Annotated in this window: 11 protein-coding genes; 6 read left to right on the top strand and 5 right to left on the bottom strand. The window is 50.9% G+C overall.

Annotated elements, in window-relative coordinates; all coding sequences use genetic code 11:
- The first annotated feature begins 155 nt into the window (after positions 1-155).
- Both dapF and BM331_RS07770 read left to right on the top strand, forming a co-directional pair.
- Complete coding sequence (dapF, locus tag BM331_RS07775; RefSeq protein WP_074928614.1) at positions 156-992, top strand: diaminopimelate epimerase; 837 nt, start codon at positions 156-158, stop codon at positions 990-992.
- 18 nt (positions 993-1010) lie between these two features.
- Positions 1011-2735, top strand: coding sequence for an ABC transporter ATP-binding protein (locus tag BM331_RS07770; protein ID WP_074928612.1), 1725 nt, complete (start codon positions 1011-1013; stop codon positions 2733-2735).
- Here BM331_RS07770 and BM331_RS07765 read toward each other — a convergent pair.
- The 5 genes from BM331_RS07765 to gltX form a co-directional block, all read right to left on the bottom strand.
- A complete protein-coding gene (locus BM331_RS07765; protein ID WP_074928611.1) occupies positions 2710-3948 on the bottom strand; it encodes a multifunctional CCA addition/repair protein in 1239 nt (412 codons plus the stop codon). The genes BM331_RS07770 and BM331_RS07765 overlap by 26 nt on opposite strands.
- 10 nt (positions 3949-3958) lie before the next feature.
- Positions 3959-5866 (bottom strand): lytic transglycosylase domain-containing protein, encoded by a 1908-nt coding sequence (locus BM331_RS07760; RefSeq protein ID WP_074928609.1) that lies wholly within the window; start codon positions 5864-5866, stop codon positions 3959-3961.
- Between the two features lie 194 nt (positions 5867-6060).
- A complete protein-coding gene (gene gdhA / locus BM331_RS07755) occupies positions 6061-7404 on the bottom strand; it encodes an NADP-specific glutamate dehydrogenase (protein WP_074928607.1) in 1344 nt (447 codons plus the stop codon).
- Positions 7405-7577: 173 nt separating this feature from the next.
- On the bottom strand, positions 7578-11291 hold the full coding sequence (metH, locus tag BM331_RS07750) for a methionine synthase (RefSeq protein ID WP_074928605.1): 3714 nt from the start codon (positions 11289-11291) through the stop codon (positions 7578-7580).
- Between the two features lie 55 nt (positions 11292-11346).
- Positions 11347-12738: a glutamate--tRNA ligase gene (gene gltX, locus BM331_RS07745; RefSeq protein ID WP_074928603.1), complete on the bottom strand. Its 1392-nt coding sequence runs from the start codon at positions 12736-12738 to the stop codon at positions 11347-11349.
- A gap of 356 nt (positions 12739-13094) precedes the next feature.
- On the opposite strand from gltX, the gene BM331_RS07740 reads away from it, so the two are divergent.
- The 4 genes from BM331_RS07740 to mtgA are packed head-to-tail and all read left to right on the top strand — an operon-like array spanning position 13095 to position 17473.
- Positions 13095-14954 carry a ribonuclease catalytic domain-containing protein gene (locus BM331_RS07740; protein ID WP_074928671.1) on the top strand — a complete coding sequence of 620 codons (1860 nt, stop codon included), beginning with the start codon at positions 13095-13097 and terminating at the stop codon, positions 14952-14954.
- A 6-nt stretch (positions 14955-14960) separates the two neighbouring features.
- Complete coding sequence (locus tag BM331_RS07735) at positions 14961-15875, top strand: energy transducer TonB (protein WP_256214857.1); 915 nt, start codon at positions 14961-14963, stop codon at positions 15873-15875.
- 33 nt (positions 15876-15908) lie between these two features.
- Complete coding sequence (gene aroE, locus BM331_RS07730; protein WP_074928600.1) at positions 15909-16742, top strand: shikimate dehydrogenase; 834 nt, start codon at positions 15909-15911, stop codon at positions 16740-16742.
- Positions 16739-17473, top strand: a complete 735-nt coding sequence (mtgA, locus tag BM331_RS07725) for a monofunctional biosynthetic peptidoglycan transglycosylase (RefSeq protein ID WP_083414716.1) — start codon at positions 16739-16741, stop codon at positions 17471-17473. Before aroE ends, mtgA begins: the two co-directional genes overlap by 4 nt.
- Positions 17474-17478 lie beyond the last annotated feature (5 nt).

Below are 17478 nucleotides of genomic sequence, written 5' to 3'. Positions count from 1 at the left end.
AGCCAGGTTCTGACATTTTTGTGCTTAATATAGTAGAGTTGCGTTCCATCATGGTCAAGCAGGAAAATATGACATTTGTTCCCGGGATTAAATTACATCCATCAGCTCACTCGGAACGTCTACACACTTTCCGATAAACCTGAAAGACTCTACAGATGAAATTACAGTTTACGAAAATGCACGGGCTGGGAAATGATTTCATTGTCATTGATGCAATCAGCCAGCCAACCTCCCTCACTTCCCTGGATCCCACCACGATCCGCCGGCTGGCGGATCGTCATTTCGGCATTGGATTCGATCAACTGCTGATTGTGGAGCAGGCCAGGGAAGGAGGAGATTTTCGCTATCGTATCTTCAATGCCGATGGTGGAGAAGTTGAACAATGTGGCAATGGCGCCCGCTGCTTTGCCCGTTTTGTGCGTGACTACAGCCTGACTGACAAAAATACAATTCGCGTGGAAACCGCACGCGGCATTATCACGCCGACGATCGAAAATAATGGTGAAGTTTCCGTCAATATGGGGATTCCCCGGTTCGATCCGGCGCAAATTCCTTTTATTACGCAGCAGCGTGCCCTCACCTATCCGTTGCACATCAATGACAGGGAAATCAAAATTTCTGTCGTTTCAATGGGCAATCCGCATGCTGTACAGATCGTATCCGACATCGATTCGGCGCCAGTTACAAGCGAAGGTCCTTTCATCGAATCACATCCACTTTTTCCTGAAAAGGTTAATGCTGGCTATATGCAAATTGTGGATCGCACACATATCCGGTTGCGCGTTTTTGAAAGAGGAGTCGGAGAGACCCTGGCTTGTGGAACAGGCGCCTGTGCTGCAGTAGTTTGCGGTATTGCACGCGGTTTACTGGATCCCGAGGTGCAGGTAGCCATGCGTGGCGGCTATCTTCGTATCTGCTGGGAAGGAGAAAATCACCCGGTCTGGATGACCGGGTCGGCTGTTACCGTATTTGAAGGCACAATTGATCTGTAAACACCTCCTTGTTCTATCATGCGCACACTGATCACCTACATCATGGTCTTTCCAAGGCGCAGTGCATTCGTGCTGGTTGCGCTGCTGCTGGCGGGTGCCGCTGAAGCCCTCAGCCTGACTGCGCTGCTTCCCCTGCTATCCATCGCAGTAGGAGAATCGATTGATTCCAAAATGGGGCAGCTGGTTGTCAATATGCTACATGAGATCAGGCTGGAACCTACGCTGGAAACCATTCTGCTGGTTATCGTTGGTGGCATGTTCCTCAAGGGTGCCATTCTGCTGCTGACCAACCAGCAGGTCGGTCATACCGTCGCCCATGTTGCTACCGCGCTACGACTGGATCTGATCAAAGCGCTGCTTGCCAGCCGCTGGCAATACTATCTGCGCCAGCCCGCCGGGGCACTGGCAAATTCAATTGCTACCGAAGCCTATCGTGCCGCCAACGGTTTTGAGCACAGTGTTAATGTACTGGCGCTGGCAATTGAGGCACTGGTATACAGCATCGTGGCCTTGTTCATTTCCTGGGAGGCGACGCTGGGATCGCTGATCATCGGAGCAATCCTGTTTGTGGTATTGCACCGGCTGGTCAGGGCAACCAAACGCGCCGGTAATAAGCAGACTCATCTACTGCGTCATTTGCTGACCTATCTATCTGATGTGCTCGGCTCGGTGAAATCTCTGAAAGCAATGGCACGTGATAATGTGGCCGACGTTATTCTCCGCGAACAAACCCGGTTGCTGGAAAAAGCCACGCGTAAAGAAGTGACCAACCGTGCAGCTCTGCTAGCCTTGCAGGAACCCATTCTGGCAGCTCTGACCGCAAGTGGCCTCTACCTCGCACTGGTCATCTGGAAATTGTCCCTGCCGGAAGTCATGGTCATGGTATTTCTGCTGACCCGGGTGCTGGGATTACTGAATAAAACCCAGCGCCGCTATCAGCAGCTTGTGGCACAGGAAAGTGCCTACTGGGCCTTGCGCAGTGCTGCTGAAGAAGCGCGCATGGAGGCAGAAAGATCAACTGGTACATTGATACCGACCCTGGAACAGGGTCTGTATCTGCGACATATTGCCTTCAGCTATGAACGAAAAACCATATTCAGTGATTTGAATATAGAAATCCCGGTTCATTCGTTCACCGCTCTCATTGGTTCTTCAGGTGCAGGCAAAAGCACATTGCTTGATCTGCTCTGCGGACTGGCAGAACCGGAATCCGGTGAAATCCTGATTGATGGCGTATCCTTGCACAACATTGATCTGCGTCGTTGGCGGCATATGATCGGCTATGTTTCCCAGGATACGGTATTGCTACATGACACTATCCTGAGCAATATTCTCGTGGGTGATTCCGCTATCAGCACTGAGGATGCGGAACGCGCGCTCAGACAGGCTGGTGCGTGGGATTTCGTCAATTCACTTCCCGATGGGATTCATACTATTGTCGGAGAACGCGGCGGCATGCTGTCCGGAGGACAACGACAACGCATTGCCATTGCCAGGGCACTGGCGCATCAACCGAAACTGTTATTGCTGGATGAGCCCACCAGTGCACTGGACCCGGAAAGCGAACGTATTATCTGCACAACACTGCAAAATCTATCAAATGAATTCACGATCATCGCTGTTTCCCATCAGCCTGCTGTGATTAACGCAGCAAGCCGGGTATTCATTGTCTCGAATGGCAAAGCAGAATTATTGTCGGACAGCGGCCTGCCCGCTGTTACGGATTTGAAAGAAGGGATTTGATCCGATCAACTCGTATAGCATAGACCTGACGCTTGATCCGCATCGGCAAATCCGTATCTCCAGCATGTGATTGACTGAGCTGCATGGCAATAGCACCTGCATCGACGCTATTTGCAGCCTGTAGTGCCTTGCTTAAATGCTCCGCCTGCGGATAGGGTTGATCAGCAAAACCTGATCGGCCGTGAAAATCGCTGGCACATGCCTGCAGAAAAGCCTTGAAGCGCGCTTTTTTGCGATAGGCATCGGTTGCCTGCAACATATCGGCAATGGTGCCGGGGCGTAATTCCAGTGCCCGATGAACGTCGCCATGAAAACGTGCCACCAGTAGCGCCAGATCCCTGGATTCTCGCGGCACCCGGACACGCTCACACAAGTCCATGACCAGTTCCACACTGCGCGCTTCGTGGCCGATATGACGCGGCCATTCATCAGGAGGTGTCGTGCCTTTCCCCAGATCATGGGTTAATCCGGCAAAACGCACCTCAAGGGGGTATTGCTGCGATGCGGCATAATCAATAACCATCATGACGTGAATGCTAGTATCAATTTCAGGATGCGCATGTGCGGGCTGCGGCACGCCGAATAACGCATCTATCTCGGGCAAAATACGGGCAAGGGCACGACATTCCCGCAAAACGTGGAACATACGCGAAGGATGCTGCTCCATCAGGCCATTGGCTATTTCCTGCCAAACCCGCTCCGCGACCAGCGCCTCCGTCTCACCGGTATGAACAATCTCTTTCATCAGTTCAAACGTTTCCGGTGCGACCTGAAAACCAAAGCGGGCAGCAAACCGAGCAACCCGTAGCACTCTCACGGGATCTTCAACAAATGCCGGACCAATATGACGCAGGATACCTGCCTGCAAATCGGCAATCCCGCCAAACGGATCAATAATATTGCCGGCTTCATCTTTTGCTATGGCATTGATTGTTAAATCGCGCCGGGCCAGGTCTTCCTGCAGCGTCACTTCGGGCGTGGCGTAAATCGCAAAACCCTTGTACCCTCGGGCGATTTTTCGTTCAGTCCGCGCCAGCGCGTACTGTTCGTGTGTTTCAGGATGCAGGAATACCGGGAAATCCTTACCTACCGGACGATAGCCCAGGCGGGTCATATCTTCCGGCGTAGCACCCACCACCACATAATCCTGATCCTTGACAGGTAAGCCCAGCAGTTCATCACGTACTGAGCCTCCTACCCGATAAATCTTCATGTCCGATACATCAGCGCTTCGGTGCAACGATCCCGAGCCGTTGTTTCAGAGTTGGCCGATCAAGTTGTTCAAAATTACTGGCATAGTACATCGAATTGCTCAATACCACTTTGACATAGTCGCGTGTTTCATTGAACGGAATGGTTTCGGCATAAATTGCCCCTTCCAGAGGGTGCGTATCCTTCCATTGCTTTGCCCGGCCAGGTCCGGCGTTATAGGCAGCTGCAGCCAGCAGTGGTTGATCATCCAGCTGATCCAGCACATGCTTCAGATAATAGGTGCCTAACTGGAGGTTGGTATTGATGTCCGTGACCAGACTGGTATGAAAATCACGCACCCCCAGTTTGCCGGCTACCCACTTGGCAGTGGCCGGCATCAGCTGCATCAGGCCGATTGCACCAGCGCCGGATTTAATATCCGCGATAAAGCGGCTCTCCTGTCGTATCAGCCCGTATACAAACGCCTCATCCAGTTGCTGCTGTTGCAGAACAGGGCGCATCTGCTCACGATAAGGCGCCAGATAGCGCAAGTTGAAATCATGATGGCTAACCGTTTTGATTGCAGTATTGATTGCACGGTCATAAATACCATAACGCTGGGCCACTTTGGCCGCTGCCAGCAGCTGCGCATCACTGAAATGCTGCACTGTCCAGATCCACTCGCGGTTCGCCTCCACTCGCTGGTTCATCCGATACAGTGCCAAAGCTCGACGGATCCCTGGATTTTGTTCCATGCGATGAATTTCCCGAGGCTTGACCTGATATTCGGTGGCCGGGACGCTGAGCATCTCACCCAACTCTTCCCTAGCCATCTGTCCATAGAAACTGTGTTCATGACTCAAGGGAATCAGCAAAGCATTGGCTTCCACATTCTTTTTGCTGATTTTCAGCGCACGCGCACGCCAGTAACGCCAGACATCTTCCTGCTGCATGGCGGCAGGCATTTGGCTGATGCTGTTCAGTAAGATCTTCCAGTTTCCTTCACGCAGTGCTATCCGTGCTTTCCATGCATGTCGGGTTTCAGACAGTGGATAGGCATGCCTGCCCCGGGCGGCCTCCATGAACCAGTTCAGAGCGCGCGCATCCTGCCTGATTGCAGCCCAGTAGGCAAGATTTCCCATGAAGTAAGATTGATCTGCTTCAGGAAACTGTCCGCGAATTTTATGCCAGCGGGCAAATGCCTGATTGGTCTCGCTGCGCAGCAGGCGTAACAATGCGAACAATACGATTTCCCGATCCGCGCGGGATTTAAACGTTGCCTGTCGATCAAGGAAACGTCTGGCATCTTTGGCAGCAGCACCCAGTTTCTGTAAATCAAGCGCCTGCTGACGTGGCAGGTATTTGTTTATGCTTTTGGCCACGCCGGTATTGCCGGCTTCGAAAGCCAACCTGATCCGAGTCCAGACATCCTCCGCCGAGATTGCGCCGGCTCCAATTAATGAATCGAATACAGTCACGCAACTGGCTGGCATATCGCGCCCGGTAAACCAGAGTGAGCGAACCTCTGTGCTCGCTGTTTTATCTCCCGTGGCGAGCCGGTGTTGCAATGCATAACATTGCAAACTGTCTTCCCGGTTGACCAGCTTTGGGTATTCCTCGGCAAACGTCGTCCACTGCTGACGTTTGCCGAGAATCTGCAGCCAGTCTCCCCGCAATCTGTCTGCCACAAAACTGCCATCGTAACGAGCAAGAAAAGCCCTGATTGTGCCTGTATCCACTGTAGTCAATGATAGTCGCAGCTGGAAATATTCGGCATAAGGTGACAACACATGGCGCTTCATATGCTCGGCATATTCGGCAACCCGCGCCGCATTACCCATCCGGAATGCTTCCCGTATTTTCAGGTAATCCTCATCCCCTCCTGCAATAAGCAGTTGCGTCCAGAACACCAGCAATAACCCGGCAAGCACTTTACTCATGACCTACCCATCCATTTAAAACCATGATCAAGATTGAATCCGATAGTGCAATCAGCCGATCTATTTACAAACCGATTGCAGCCAACCCAGCCTACAGAGGAAACAACACATTCATGTCACAATAAGAAGGAGCATCGTTCATCTATTATTGCCAGAACCAATCCACTCAAAAAGATGCGCAGTACTTTTCGTGATCAGATAACGCCTTGTGCCAGCATTGCTTCCGCCACTTTCAAAAATCCGGCTATATTCGCGCCATCCACATAATTAACCACGCCGTCATTCTTCTTGCCGTACCCGATACAAGAACGGTGAATGGCGCGCATAATTTCATGCAGGCGCATATCCACCTCGCCACTTGTCCAGGAAAGCCGCATGGCCTGTTGGCTCATCTCCAGACCTGAAGTGGCTACCCCTCCGGCATTGCTTGCCTTACCGGGTGCAAACAGTATTTTTGCATATTGGAATCGTTCTATCGCCCCTGCAGTACAAGGCATATTTGCACCCTCAGCCACACAACTCACCCCATTCTTGACCAGTATCGCAGCATCATTATCATTCAACTCGTTCTGCGTCGCACATGGCAAAGCGACATCCACCGGTACATTCCACGGTTTTTCGCATGAAAGGAATTGCGCGCCCACTCTTTCGGCATACTCGTTTACACGCCCGTAAAAGCGATTCTTGACTTCAGCCAGAATCGCCAGTTTCTCCGGCGTAAAGCCGGCTTCATCCACCACCGTGCCACTTGAGTCGGAAACAGTGATCACCTTGGCTCCCAGCGACATCGCTTTGTCAATGGCAAACTGTGCTACATTTCCGGAACCGGACACGGCCACGCGCATGTCCTTCAATGAACGGCCGACATGATTTAGCATCTCTTCAGCAAAATAGACCAGCCCATACCCAGTTGCTTCCGGCCGCAGCAAGGATCCACCAAAACTCAATCCTTTGCCGGTAAACACGCAATCCGCCCGGTTAGTCAGTTTCTTGACCATGCCGGCCATATAACCAACTTCCCTGCCACCCACGCCAATATCCCCGGCGGGCACATCTGTATCCGCCCCGACATGCCGGAACAGTTCAGTTGCATATGCCTGACAGAAGCGCATGATTTCTCCGGGACTTTTACCCTTGGGATCAAAATCCGATCCACCTTTACCTCCACCCATGGGTAAAGTTGTCAATGCGTTTTTAAAGGTCTGCTCAAAAGCAAGAAACTTGAGAATGGAAAGATTAACTGACGGGTGAAACCGCGTGCCCCCTTTGTATGGCCCGATTGCGGAGTTATATTGAATGCGATATCCCCGATTGACTCTGACTTCGCCCCGGTCATCCACCCACGCTACACGAAATACAATCATGCGTTCCGGTTCGATCAGCCGGTCCAGCAACCCCTGCTCAGCGTAGCGGGAATGATCAACGATAAAAGGCCACAAACTTTCAATGACTTCTGAAACAGCCTGCAGGAATTCCGGCTGCCCCGGATTCCTTTCAGAAACATAATTCTTGAATTCCTCGATACTGCTGTATTTCATTTTCCATTCCCCTCAGTAAATAATATCCCAGGCAATCGCACAAAAAAAATCGGCCACCACATCCCCTGCATTGCACCGATAATCATCGCAAAATTTCACAGATTTAGGGAAAGATTACACACCATTTCTGAAATAATCCTGGAAGGGTAAAAATGTGTTGCTACAGACAGTAATCAGCGTTCATACGCCAGAGCAGGCGCCAGCCATCGCTCTGCTTTTTCCAGCGTCCACCCCTTGCGTCTTGCGTAATCTTCAACCTGATCCTTGCCGATTTTGCCAACCGCAAAATACTTGGATTCGGGATGGGAAATGTAAAAACCAGACACAGCAGCAGTCGGTACCATGGCAAAGGATTCCGTCACGATAATCCCACTCCGTTTTTCCGCTTCAAGCACAGCAAACAACGGTCCCTTCTCGGTATGATCAGGACAGGCAGGATAGCCCGGTGCCGGACGGATTCCCAGATATTGCTCGTCGATCAACTGTTCATTGTCGAGGCTTTCATCTTTCATATATCCCCAGAATTCCCGTCGTACCCGTGCATGCATATGTTCCGCAAACGCTTCAGCCAGACGATCAGCCAATGCTTTCAATATAATCGCGCTGTAGTCATCATTCTCAGCTTCAAAAGCACGTACGCGCTCATCAATACCGAAACCGGAGCTGACAGCAAACAAACCGATGGTGTCATCTATCCCGGTCTCTCGTGGCGCAATAAAATCGGCCAGTGCCAGATTGGGACGCCCCGAGGGTTTTGCCGTCTGTTGCCGCAAGGAATGCCAGGTCATGATCACTTTGTTGCGACTGCGGTCGGCATAAATCTCGATATCATCCCCGTTGACGGTATTGGCTGGAAACAGACCGATAACAGCGTTGGCTGCAAGCCATTTCTGCTCGATAATTTTTCTGAGCATCACCTGTGCATCCCGGAACAGGTTGCTGGCTGCTTCTCCGACGACCTTATCCTGCAGGATTGCCGGATAGCGCCCATGCAATTCCCATGCCTGGAAAAAAGGCGTCCAGTCAATGTACGGAACCAGTGTTTCCAGCGGATAGTTGTTAAGTGTGCGCAATCCGAGAAAACCCGGAGCAGGCGGTGTATAACGGTTCCAGTCGGTTTTGAATGCATTGGCCCGAGCTTCCTCGAAAATCAGCAATTTGGAAGGCCCTTTCTTATTTTTGTGCTGCTCCCGGTTCTTTTCCTGCTCGGCTTTGACCTGTTGGATGTAGCCATCACGCATATCCTGTGACATCAGATTACTGCATACGCCGACCGCCCGGCTGGCATCGGGTACCCATACAGTCACCCCGCTGTAATGGGGCGCTATCTTGACTGCTGTATGCACACGTGAAGTAGTGGCACCTCCTATCAATAAGGGAATGGTGAACTGCTCGCGCTCCATTTCTCTGGCGACATGCGCCATTTCCTCCAGCGAAGGTGTGATTAAACCGGATACACCGATCATATCGGCCTGCTCACGACGTGCTGTTTCCAGAATTTGCGCACTGGGAACCATGACACCCAGATTAACAACCTCAAAGTTATTGCACTGCAGCACTACTGAAACAATATTCTTGCCGATGTCGTGTACATCTCCCTTGACGGTGGCAATCACCAGTTTGCCCTTGGGTTTATTGTCGCCGGAAATCTTTTTCTCTGCCTCAATGTACGGCAACAGATAGGCAACCGCCTGCTTCATCACCCGTGCTGACTTGACTACCTGCGGCAAAAACATTTTTCCTGCACCAAACAGGTCACCCACTACATTCATGCCATCCATGAGCGGGCCTTCGATCACCTCGATCGGCTTGCCGCCCTGACTGTCAATCTCCTGCCGGATCAGCTCCGTATCCTCAACGATATAGGTATTGATCCCTCTGACCAGTGCATGAATCAGGCGTTGTCGTACCGGTTCATCCCGCCAGGCAAGATCTTCAACCTGCTCTTTTTTCTGACCCTTGAAATTTTCTGCGAACTCTACCAGGCGTTCGGTTGCATCAGGTCGCCGGTTGAGCAGCACATCTTCAACATGCTCCAGCAGATCAGGGGAGATATCCGAATAAACCCCTAACTGGCCAGCATTGACGATCCCCATGGTCATGCCGGCCTTGACCGCGTGATACAAAAATGCAGTATGAATGGCCTCGCGGATAGGTTCGTTACCACGAAACGAGAATGAAACATTGGACACACCACCACTGATCTTGGCGTAGGGCAGCGCTTCCCGGATGAGGCGGGTGGCTTCGATAAAATCAACTGCGTAGTTGCTGTGTTCCTCGATACCTGTGGCAATGGCAAAAATATTCGGATCGAAAATGATATCCTCAGGTGGAAAATCGGCCTGTTCAATCAGGGTATGGTAACTGCGGGTGCAAATATCCACCTTACGCTGCAAGGTATCCGCCTGGCCACTTTCATCAAACGCCATGACAATCACCGCCGCCCCGTAGCGGCGCGCCAGCTTGGCATGCAGCAGAAATTCCTCTTCACCTTCCTTAAGACTGATGGAATTAATGATTGCCTTACCCTGAATACATTTCAGGCCAGCTTCAATCACTGACCACCTGCTGGAATCAACCATGATCGGTAAGCGACTGATATCCGGTTCGGATGCGACCAGATTCAGAAAAGTCACCATCGCCTTTTGCGAATCCAGCATGCCTTCATCCATGTTGATATCGATGATTTGCGCACCGTTCTCCACCTGGTTGCGTGCGACCACCAGTCCTTCTGCATAATTGCCACTAAGCACCAGTCGGGCAAACGCTTTGGAACCAGTGACATTGGTACGTTCTCCCACGTTTACAAACAAAGAGCTCTCATCAATGCTGAGTGGCTCAAGGCCGGAGAGCCTCAACTTCTTGGGAATATCAGGCAGCTTACGTGGCGGGATGTTCTGCACTGCTTCTACGATAGCGGCAATATGTTCCGGTGTCGTACCACAACACCCGCCGACAATATTGACAAACCCTGATTGTGCAAAATCCTTGATCAACCGGGCGGTATATTCCGGGGTTTCGTCATAACCGGTTTCAGCCAGTGGGTTGGGCAGGCCAGCATTGGGATGAGCGCTGGTATAAACCTCGGAGACATTCGACAACTCTTGCACATAAGGGCGCATCAGTTCTGCTCCCAGCGCGCAGTTGATTCCCACTGACAGCGGGCGTGCATGTCGCACCGAATTCCAGAAGGCTTCCGGAGTCTGCCCGGAAAGATTACGTCCCGACGCATCGGTAATTGTGACCGATATCATTACCGGCAGACGCAATCCGTGCGTCTCAAAATACTGTTCAATGGCAAACAGTGCAGCCTTGGCGTTCAGGGTATCGAAGATGGTTTCGACCAGCAGGATATCGGCCCCCCCGTCAACCAGTCCGCTCACCGATTCGGTGTAACTTTCAACTAAATCATCAAATGTGATGGCACGAAAACCAGGATCATTGACATCCGGCGAGAGCGAGGCTGTTTTAGTCGTAGGTCCAATCACACCAGCAACAAAGCGAGGTTTGTCGGGCTGTTTTGCTTCCATAGCACGCGCTTCTTCACACGCCAGACGCGCACCTGCCACATTCAACTCATACACCAGATCCTGCATGTGGTAATCCGCCATCGACGGTGCATTCGAGTTGAACGTGTTGGTTTCGATAATATCGGATCCAGCTTCAAGATAAGCGCGATGAATAGCACGGATCACTTCCGGTTTGGTCAGGCAAAGCAGATCGTTATTGCCTTTGAGGTCATGCGGAAAATCAGCAAAACGCTCACCCCGGTAATCCGACTCACTCAGCTTGTAACTCTGGATCATCGTACCCATGGCACCATCCAGCATCAGGATACGTTCGGCAAGTAATTGCTTCAGCAAATCAGCACGATCAGGCATTGTCATAACAGCTCTTTAAACAGGAATTTTTAGTCAAAATAAACACGGCAGCTGTGCGTGCTCACTGCGGAAATGCGTCCAGTCGGTTACGCAAACGGTGCAGGGTTTCTTCTTTACCAATCAGCTCCAGCACTGCATCAATCGCCGGAGTTTGTGCTTCACCCGTGACCATGACACGCAGCGGCATCGCCAAATGGGGAAACTTCAGCTTATGTGAAGAAACGGTCTGCTTGATTTCTTGATGAATCGCTTCCCGCTTCCATTCAATCCGCGCCAGACGATCAATCAGGTATTCCAGAACCGGACGAATTTCAGCGGTAAAATACTGTATTCTGAGCGTTTCGGCAGGTTCGATGGTTTGAAAAAAATAAGCAGATGCGTCGGCCAGCTCTTCTATCGTGCTAACACGCTCCTTCAGCAGGCTGATAATCTTAAACAGATTCTCTTCTCCCGGCAGGCTGTATTTTCTTCCCAGCAAAAAGGGTGTAACCAGTTCCATCAACCGGACATCATCGGCAACTTTCAGGTAATGCTGGTTCAGCCAGGTCAATTTTTCCGGATTGAATTTCGCCGGTGAACGATTGATTGCTGCCAGATCAAACCATTCAACTAATTGTTCCTGGCTAAAAATTTCCTCATCCCCGTGTGACCACCCGAGTCGCGCCAGATAGTTGATCAAGGCTTCCGGCAGATATCCCTGATCCCGGTAATGCATCACGGATACCGCGCCATGCCGTTTGGATAAACGCTCACCATCTGCACCAAGAATCATCGGCACATGTGCGTATTGTGGAATAGTCGCACCCAGTGACTTGAGGATATTGATTTGACGAGGAGTATTGTTGACATGATCATCCCCACGGATAACGTGTGTAACACCCATATCGAGATCATCCAGCACTACTCCAAAATTGTAGGTAGGCGTGCCGTCACTTCGCATTAACACCAGATCATCCAGCTCATGATTGGCTACCGCGATCCGACCCTTAACCAGATCATCAAATACCGCATACCCCTCACGCGGTGTTTTAAAGCGTACTACCGGCGTGACACCAGCTGGTGGAGTCTGCTTGCTATCGCGCCAGCGGCCGTCATAACGCGGCTTCAGCCCAGCCAAACGCTGCTGCTCACGCAACACATCCAGCTCTTCCTTGCTGGCATAACAGCGATAAGCAAGTCCCTGCTTGAGCAATAGCTCCGCAACTTCCTGGTAGCGGCTCAACCGTTGCATCTGGTAGTACGGCCCCTCATCATAATCAAGCCCCAGCCAGGCCATTCCATCGAGAATCGCCTGCACGGATTGCTGGGTAGAACGCTCAAGATCAGTATCCTCGATTCTCAGAATAAATTTTCCACCTTGTTTCCGGGCAAACGCCCAGGAAAAAAGTGCAGTGCGCGCACCGCCAATATGCAGATAACCGGTTGGACTGGGAGCAAAACGTGTTTTTACCATCTGACTAAAATTAGAAGTTGTATACACAACCGTTTACGCGGCTGTTTCCATACCCGGAAATCCTTGCCAATTTCTCTGGTTGAAATATTTTTTTGAGCTGGAGCGCAAGAAGACTGGTAACAAAATGCTCTTTCCCGCAGCCTTTGTTTTTTTGATAACGATGCCATTATGTTACCATGAACGGCGCATTTCCCTGTCTCTCCGGATGGTTCGATTATCCTGGCATCTACTAACTTCGACCATCAATCCTGCAGGTGTAATCCGCTTATTTGCTTCATTATTCGTCACCCGTTGAATCGGATAACATTAGAAAATGTTTTTTTTCGCACGCTTTCTGGGTTGAGCTGAGGATTGATTTGGTAAACGTTTTTTACGAGGAAGCAGGGACTCTCAAAGTCGGCAATATCCTGGCTGACAACACCACCTCGCTGCAAATTGAATCCATCCATGGAAAACGCTCCAAGATCAAGACTGGATCGGTTCTGCTGCGCTTTGAAAATCCACCCATACACGAATTCATGCAGCAGGCACAGGAAATGGCTGCTGACATTGATGTGAATTTTTTATGGGAATGCTGCGAAGAGAACAATGAATTCACCGGGCAGGAACTGGCGAACGATTATTTTGGCCATACGCCCAACTCTGTTGAAATCGCTGCTATCACAATCTTGCTGAGCCAGAATCCAATCTATTTCCATAAAAAAGGAACCGGCCGCTACAAGGCCGCCCCCCCCGAAATTTTGCGAGCCGCACTGGCCAGCCGCGAAAAAAAACGATTAGCCGAGGAAAAACAGGCTGGTTATGTGCAGCAACTGGTGGCATTCGAGTTACCTGATACATTCAGGCCATTGCTGGATGATCTATTGTACAAACCGGATAAAAACACAATTGAATGGAAAGCACTGGAAGCAGCCTGTGCAGCCACCAGGCTGAGTGTCCCCAGATTGCTGGAGCAATGCGGCGCCATTCCTTCAACGCATGATTACCATTTCAACCAGTTTTTATACGAACACTTCCCGGAAGGAACCGGCACGGATTCCCTCCTGCCTGATTTCCACCGCGCGGATCCGGAAGATTTTCCGCTGGCTGCAGTCACAGCGTTCAGTATTGATGATGCTGCCACAACAGAAATCGATGATGCCTTTTCTGTAACGCCGCTGACATTTGGTAGTTTCCGCATTGGAATACATATTGCCACGCCCGCGCTGGGTGTTGCACCGGACTCACTTCTTGATAAATTTGCAGCAAAACGCCTGTCAACAGTTTATCTGCCTGGCCGCAAAATCACCATGCTTCCGGAAAGTGTGATTCAACATTTCACACTGAGCGAAACGCGCCGTCGCCCGGTACTCTCGTTATATCTGGACGTGGCGGATGACTTTACTGTCACCAGCACATTCAGCCGGATAGAAACCATCGAAGTTTCTACCAACTTACGCCTCGATGTACTGGAACAACAGTTTAACGAAACTACCCTGCGTGAAAATCAGGCAAATTATCCTTTCGCTCACGAATTAAGAGTGCTCTGGGATTTTTCCAGCAAAATGGAGAAATTACGCGGCAAGGATCAGGATATAAATAGTGAAAAAGTGGATTACAGTTTTGCTATTGAACAAGATCGTGTTTCAATTTCTGAACGGCGCCGAGGCGCACCCATCGATAAAGTCGTGTCAGAACTGATGATTTTTGCCAATGCCGAATGGGGCAAGCAACTTGCAGATGCCGGCTTCGCCGGGATTTATCGCAGCCAGGGAAATGGCAAGGTGAAGATGAGCCTTTCTCCCGCGCCGCATCAGGGACTGGGGGTATCACAATACACCTGGAGCAGCTCCCCCATGCGACGTTACGTGGATCTTATCAACCAGCGTCAGTTGATTGCGCTGGTATCGGGTAATCCACCCGCCTATACCCGGGAAGATGATGCGTTGCTGATCACCATGCGGGATTTTGAAATGGCCTATGCAACCTACGCAGAATTTCAGCGCGGAATGGAACGCTATTGGTGCCTGCGCTGGCTATTGCAGGAAAACATCCATACAACCGGTGCGGTCGTTGTGAAGGAAAATCTGATTAAACTGGATCGCCTGCCACTGATAGCCCGGGTACCTTCACTGCCCGATCTCTCCCCGGGCACATTCGTTACCGTCGGCATTTCGCAGATTGATCTGCTGGATCGCACGCTCAATGCCAGCTTTCTTGGCAAGCGTGAAGACTGATAATCAATGCAGCACACGGTAGTTCCCGGTTTCTCCATGCAACCCGATCGCAAAATTTCCCTGGCACTACTGATTTCGCTGCTGCTGCATATGGCAATTGTTGCCGGCATATCACTCAATCCGCCTGCGCAAAAGCAGACCAAGATCACCAAATCAATAGATGTGGTGCTGGTCAACAGCAAATCCCCAACCAAACCCATAGATACCAAGGTATTCGCCCAGACCAATCTGGATGGTGGCGGCAATGTAGCGGAAGATCGCCAGGCCAAAACCCCTCTGCCAGTTTTGCCTGGAGTAAAGCCGATGACGGATCTCACCGCAGCCACTCAAAAAACAAAACAACTGGAAAGCAAAGTCAAAAAACTGCTGACCGTTGCCGAAAGCAAAGCCCATGTCACACAACCGCTTCCGCAGGCAAAACCGGAACCGGATAAACCCAAGCAGAGTCAACCTGCCACCACCAATCCAGATAACTATAGCGATTTACTGCAGCGCAGCCTGGAGATCGCCCGCCTGGAAGCACAGATCGCAAAAGACCACGAAGCCTATCAGAAACGCCCGAAACGCAGGTTTATCGGCGCACGTACACGCGAATATCGTTTTGCCCGCTACCTGGAAGACTGGAGACTCAAGGTGGAACGCATTGGCAACCTGAATTACCCGGAAGAAGCCAGAAGAAAAAAACTGTACGGCAGCCTGCAGCTGACCGTAGGTGTACGCTCTGATGGCAGCCTGGAATCAATCGGGATTGATCGCTCTTCCGGCACCCAGATACTGGATGATGCCGCCATTCGGATTGTCCGACTGGCCGCACGTAACGGATTTTCTCCCTTCCCGCCTGATATCAGCCGGGATACCGATATCCTGCATATCACCCGTACCTGGGTATTTTCCCGCTCGGATAAGCTGCTAAGTGAATAGCAAAATTCTCAGAAATACTTAAAATCAGTCGCAATGGATACTTACGCAGTCATAGGCAACCCGATCGCACACAGCAAATCACCGTTTATTCATACCCAGTTTGCGCAGCAGACTGGACGCAGCATGCGCTATACCACCCTGCTGGCACCATTGGATGAATTTGAACGCACTGTCACCACTTTCCGAGAAAATGGTGGCAAGGGCTTAAACATCACTGTTCCCTTCAAGTTTGAGGCTTATGCACTGGCTACCCGGCTGACGGATCGCGCCCGGGCCGCGCATGCAGTTAATACTTTCAGATTCGGACGGAAGAATGAAATACTCGGGGACAATACCGATGGTGTCGGTTTGGTGCGTGATATTGAAATCAACCTGGATTTTGCTTTGGCGGGTAAACATGTTCTGCTGATGGGCGCCGGTGGCGCTGCCAGTGGTGTCATTCTGCCACTGCTGCAACAAGAACCCGGCCTGCTGGCTATCGCCAATCGCACACCTAACAAAGCAATCGCATTGCAACAGCAATTTGTGAATCATGGAAATATTACTGGTGGACATTATCAGGATTTTATCGGGCAACAATTTGATCTCATTATCAACGCCACTTCAGCCAGTCTGCACAACGCACTCCCTCCCATCCCCGCAGATCTGTTCCATGGCACTGCGCTTGCCTACGATATGCTGTACAGCAGCAAGTTGACACCATTTCTGGAATTTGCCAGCACGCAGGGGGTTACTAATCTGGCTGATGGCACCGGTATGCTGGTCGAACAAGCTGCCGAATCCTTTCTGCTTTGGCACGGCATCCGCCCTGAAACACAGATCGTCATCCGACAACTCAGAGATGAATTGCACCCCCATGCCTCGTGAAACTGACCAAAGCATCCCGGCCGGCCACACCTAAACCAGGGTTAATCAGCACCTGGCTATTACGCCCGCTGCTGCTGCTCCTGACAATTGCGTTACTGTATCAATCCTGGTTTCTGCTGCACATCGTCTACTGGCGCACATACCACCCAACCACCAGCGCATTCATGCAAGATCGCCTGGAAACCATGCGCCGGCAAAACCCGGCTGCAAAATTACAGCATCGCTGGATAGATTACGAGCAGATTTCCAATCATCTCAAACGAGCAGTCATCGCCACTGAAGATGCTCGTTTTATGCAACACCAGGGATTTGACTACAAGGCAATTGAAGTAGCCTGGAAAAAGAACCTGAAGCAACGCAAACTGGCTGCTGGCGGCTCAACCATCAGCCAGCAACTTGCTAAAAATCTGTTTTTATCGAGTGAAAAAACCGTATGGCGTAAATTGCAGGAGACCCTTATCACACTGATGCTGGAAGAATTTCTGAACAAACGGCGTATTCTGGAAATCTACCTGAATGTCATTGAATGGGGAGAAGGTGTATTCGGTATCGAAGCTGCAGCGCACCACTACTTTGGAATGCCTGCATCATCTCTTGCACCTGAACAATCCGCCTGGCTGGCGTCAATCATCTCCAACCCGCGTTTTTATGATATGCATCGCCAATCACCCAGATTGCTCAAAAAAGCCCGGATCATTCTGTCACGCCTGCCGACAGCAAAAATCCCGTAAAAAAA

The sequence above is a fragment of the Nitrosomonas eutropha genome, from assembly GCF_900116685.1.
Classification (GTDB): Bacteria; Pseudomonadota; Gammaproteobacteria; order Burkholderiales; family Nitrosomonadaceae; genus Nitrosomonas; species Nitrosomonas eutropha_A.
The sequence above is the reverse complement of the archived record's forward strand: the minus strand, read 5'-3'. Positions and strand labels throughout refer to the sequence as shown.

Excerpts from the sequence above, each read along its gene's own strand:
- gdhA (WP_074928607.1), bottom strand. The coding sequence starts at position 7,404 with ATGAAATACAGCAGTATCGAGGAATTCAAGAATTATGTTTCTGAAAGG.
- BM331_RS07735 (WP_256214857.1), top strand. The coding sequence starts at position 14,961 with ATGCAGCACACGGTAGTTCCCGGTTTCTCCATGCAACCCGATCGCAAA.
- BM331_RS07760 (WP_074928609.1), bottom strand. The coding sequence starts at position 5,866 with ATGAGTAAAGTGCTTGCCGGGTTATTGCTGGTGTTCTGGACGCAACTG.
- dapF (WP_074928614.1), top strand. The coding sequence starts at position 156 with ATGAAATTACAGTTTACGAAAATGCACGGGCTGGGAAATGATTTCATT.
- BM331_RS07770 (WP_074928612.1), top strand. The coding sequence starts at position 1,011 with ATGCGCACACTGATCACCTACATCATGGTCTTTCCAAGGCGCAGTGCA.
- metH (WP_074928605.1), bottom strand. The coding sequence starts at position 11,291 with ATGACAATGCCTGATCGTGCTGATTTGCTGAAGCAATTACTTGCCGAA.
- gltX (WP_074928603.1), bottom strand. The coding sequence starts at position 12,738 with ATGGTAAAAACACGTTTTGCTCCCAGTCCAACCGGTTATCTGCATATT.
- aroE (WP_074928600.1), top strand. The coding sequence starts at position 15,909 with ATGGATACTTACGCAGTCATAGGCAACCCGATCGCACACAGCAAATCA.
- BM331_RS07765 (WP_074928611.1), bottom strand. The coding sequence starts at position 3,948 with ATGAAGATTTATCGGGTAGGAGGCTCAGTACGTGATGAACTGCTGGGC.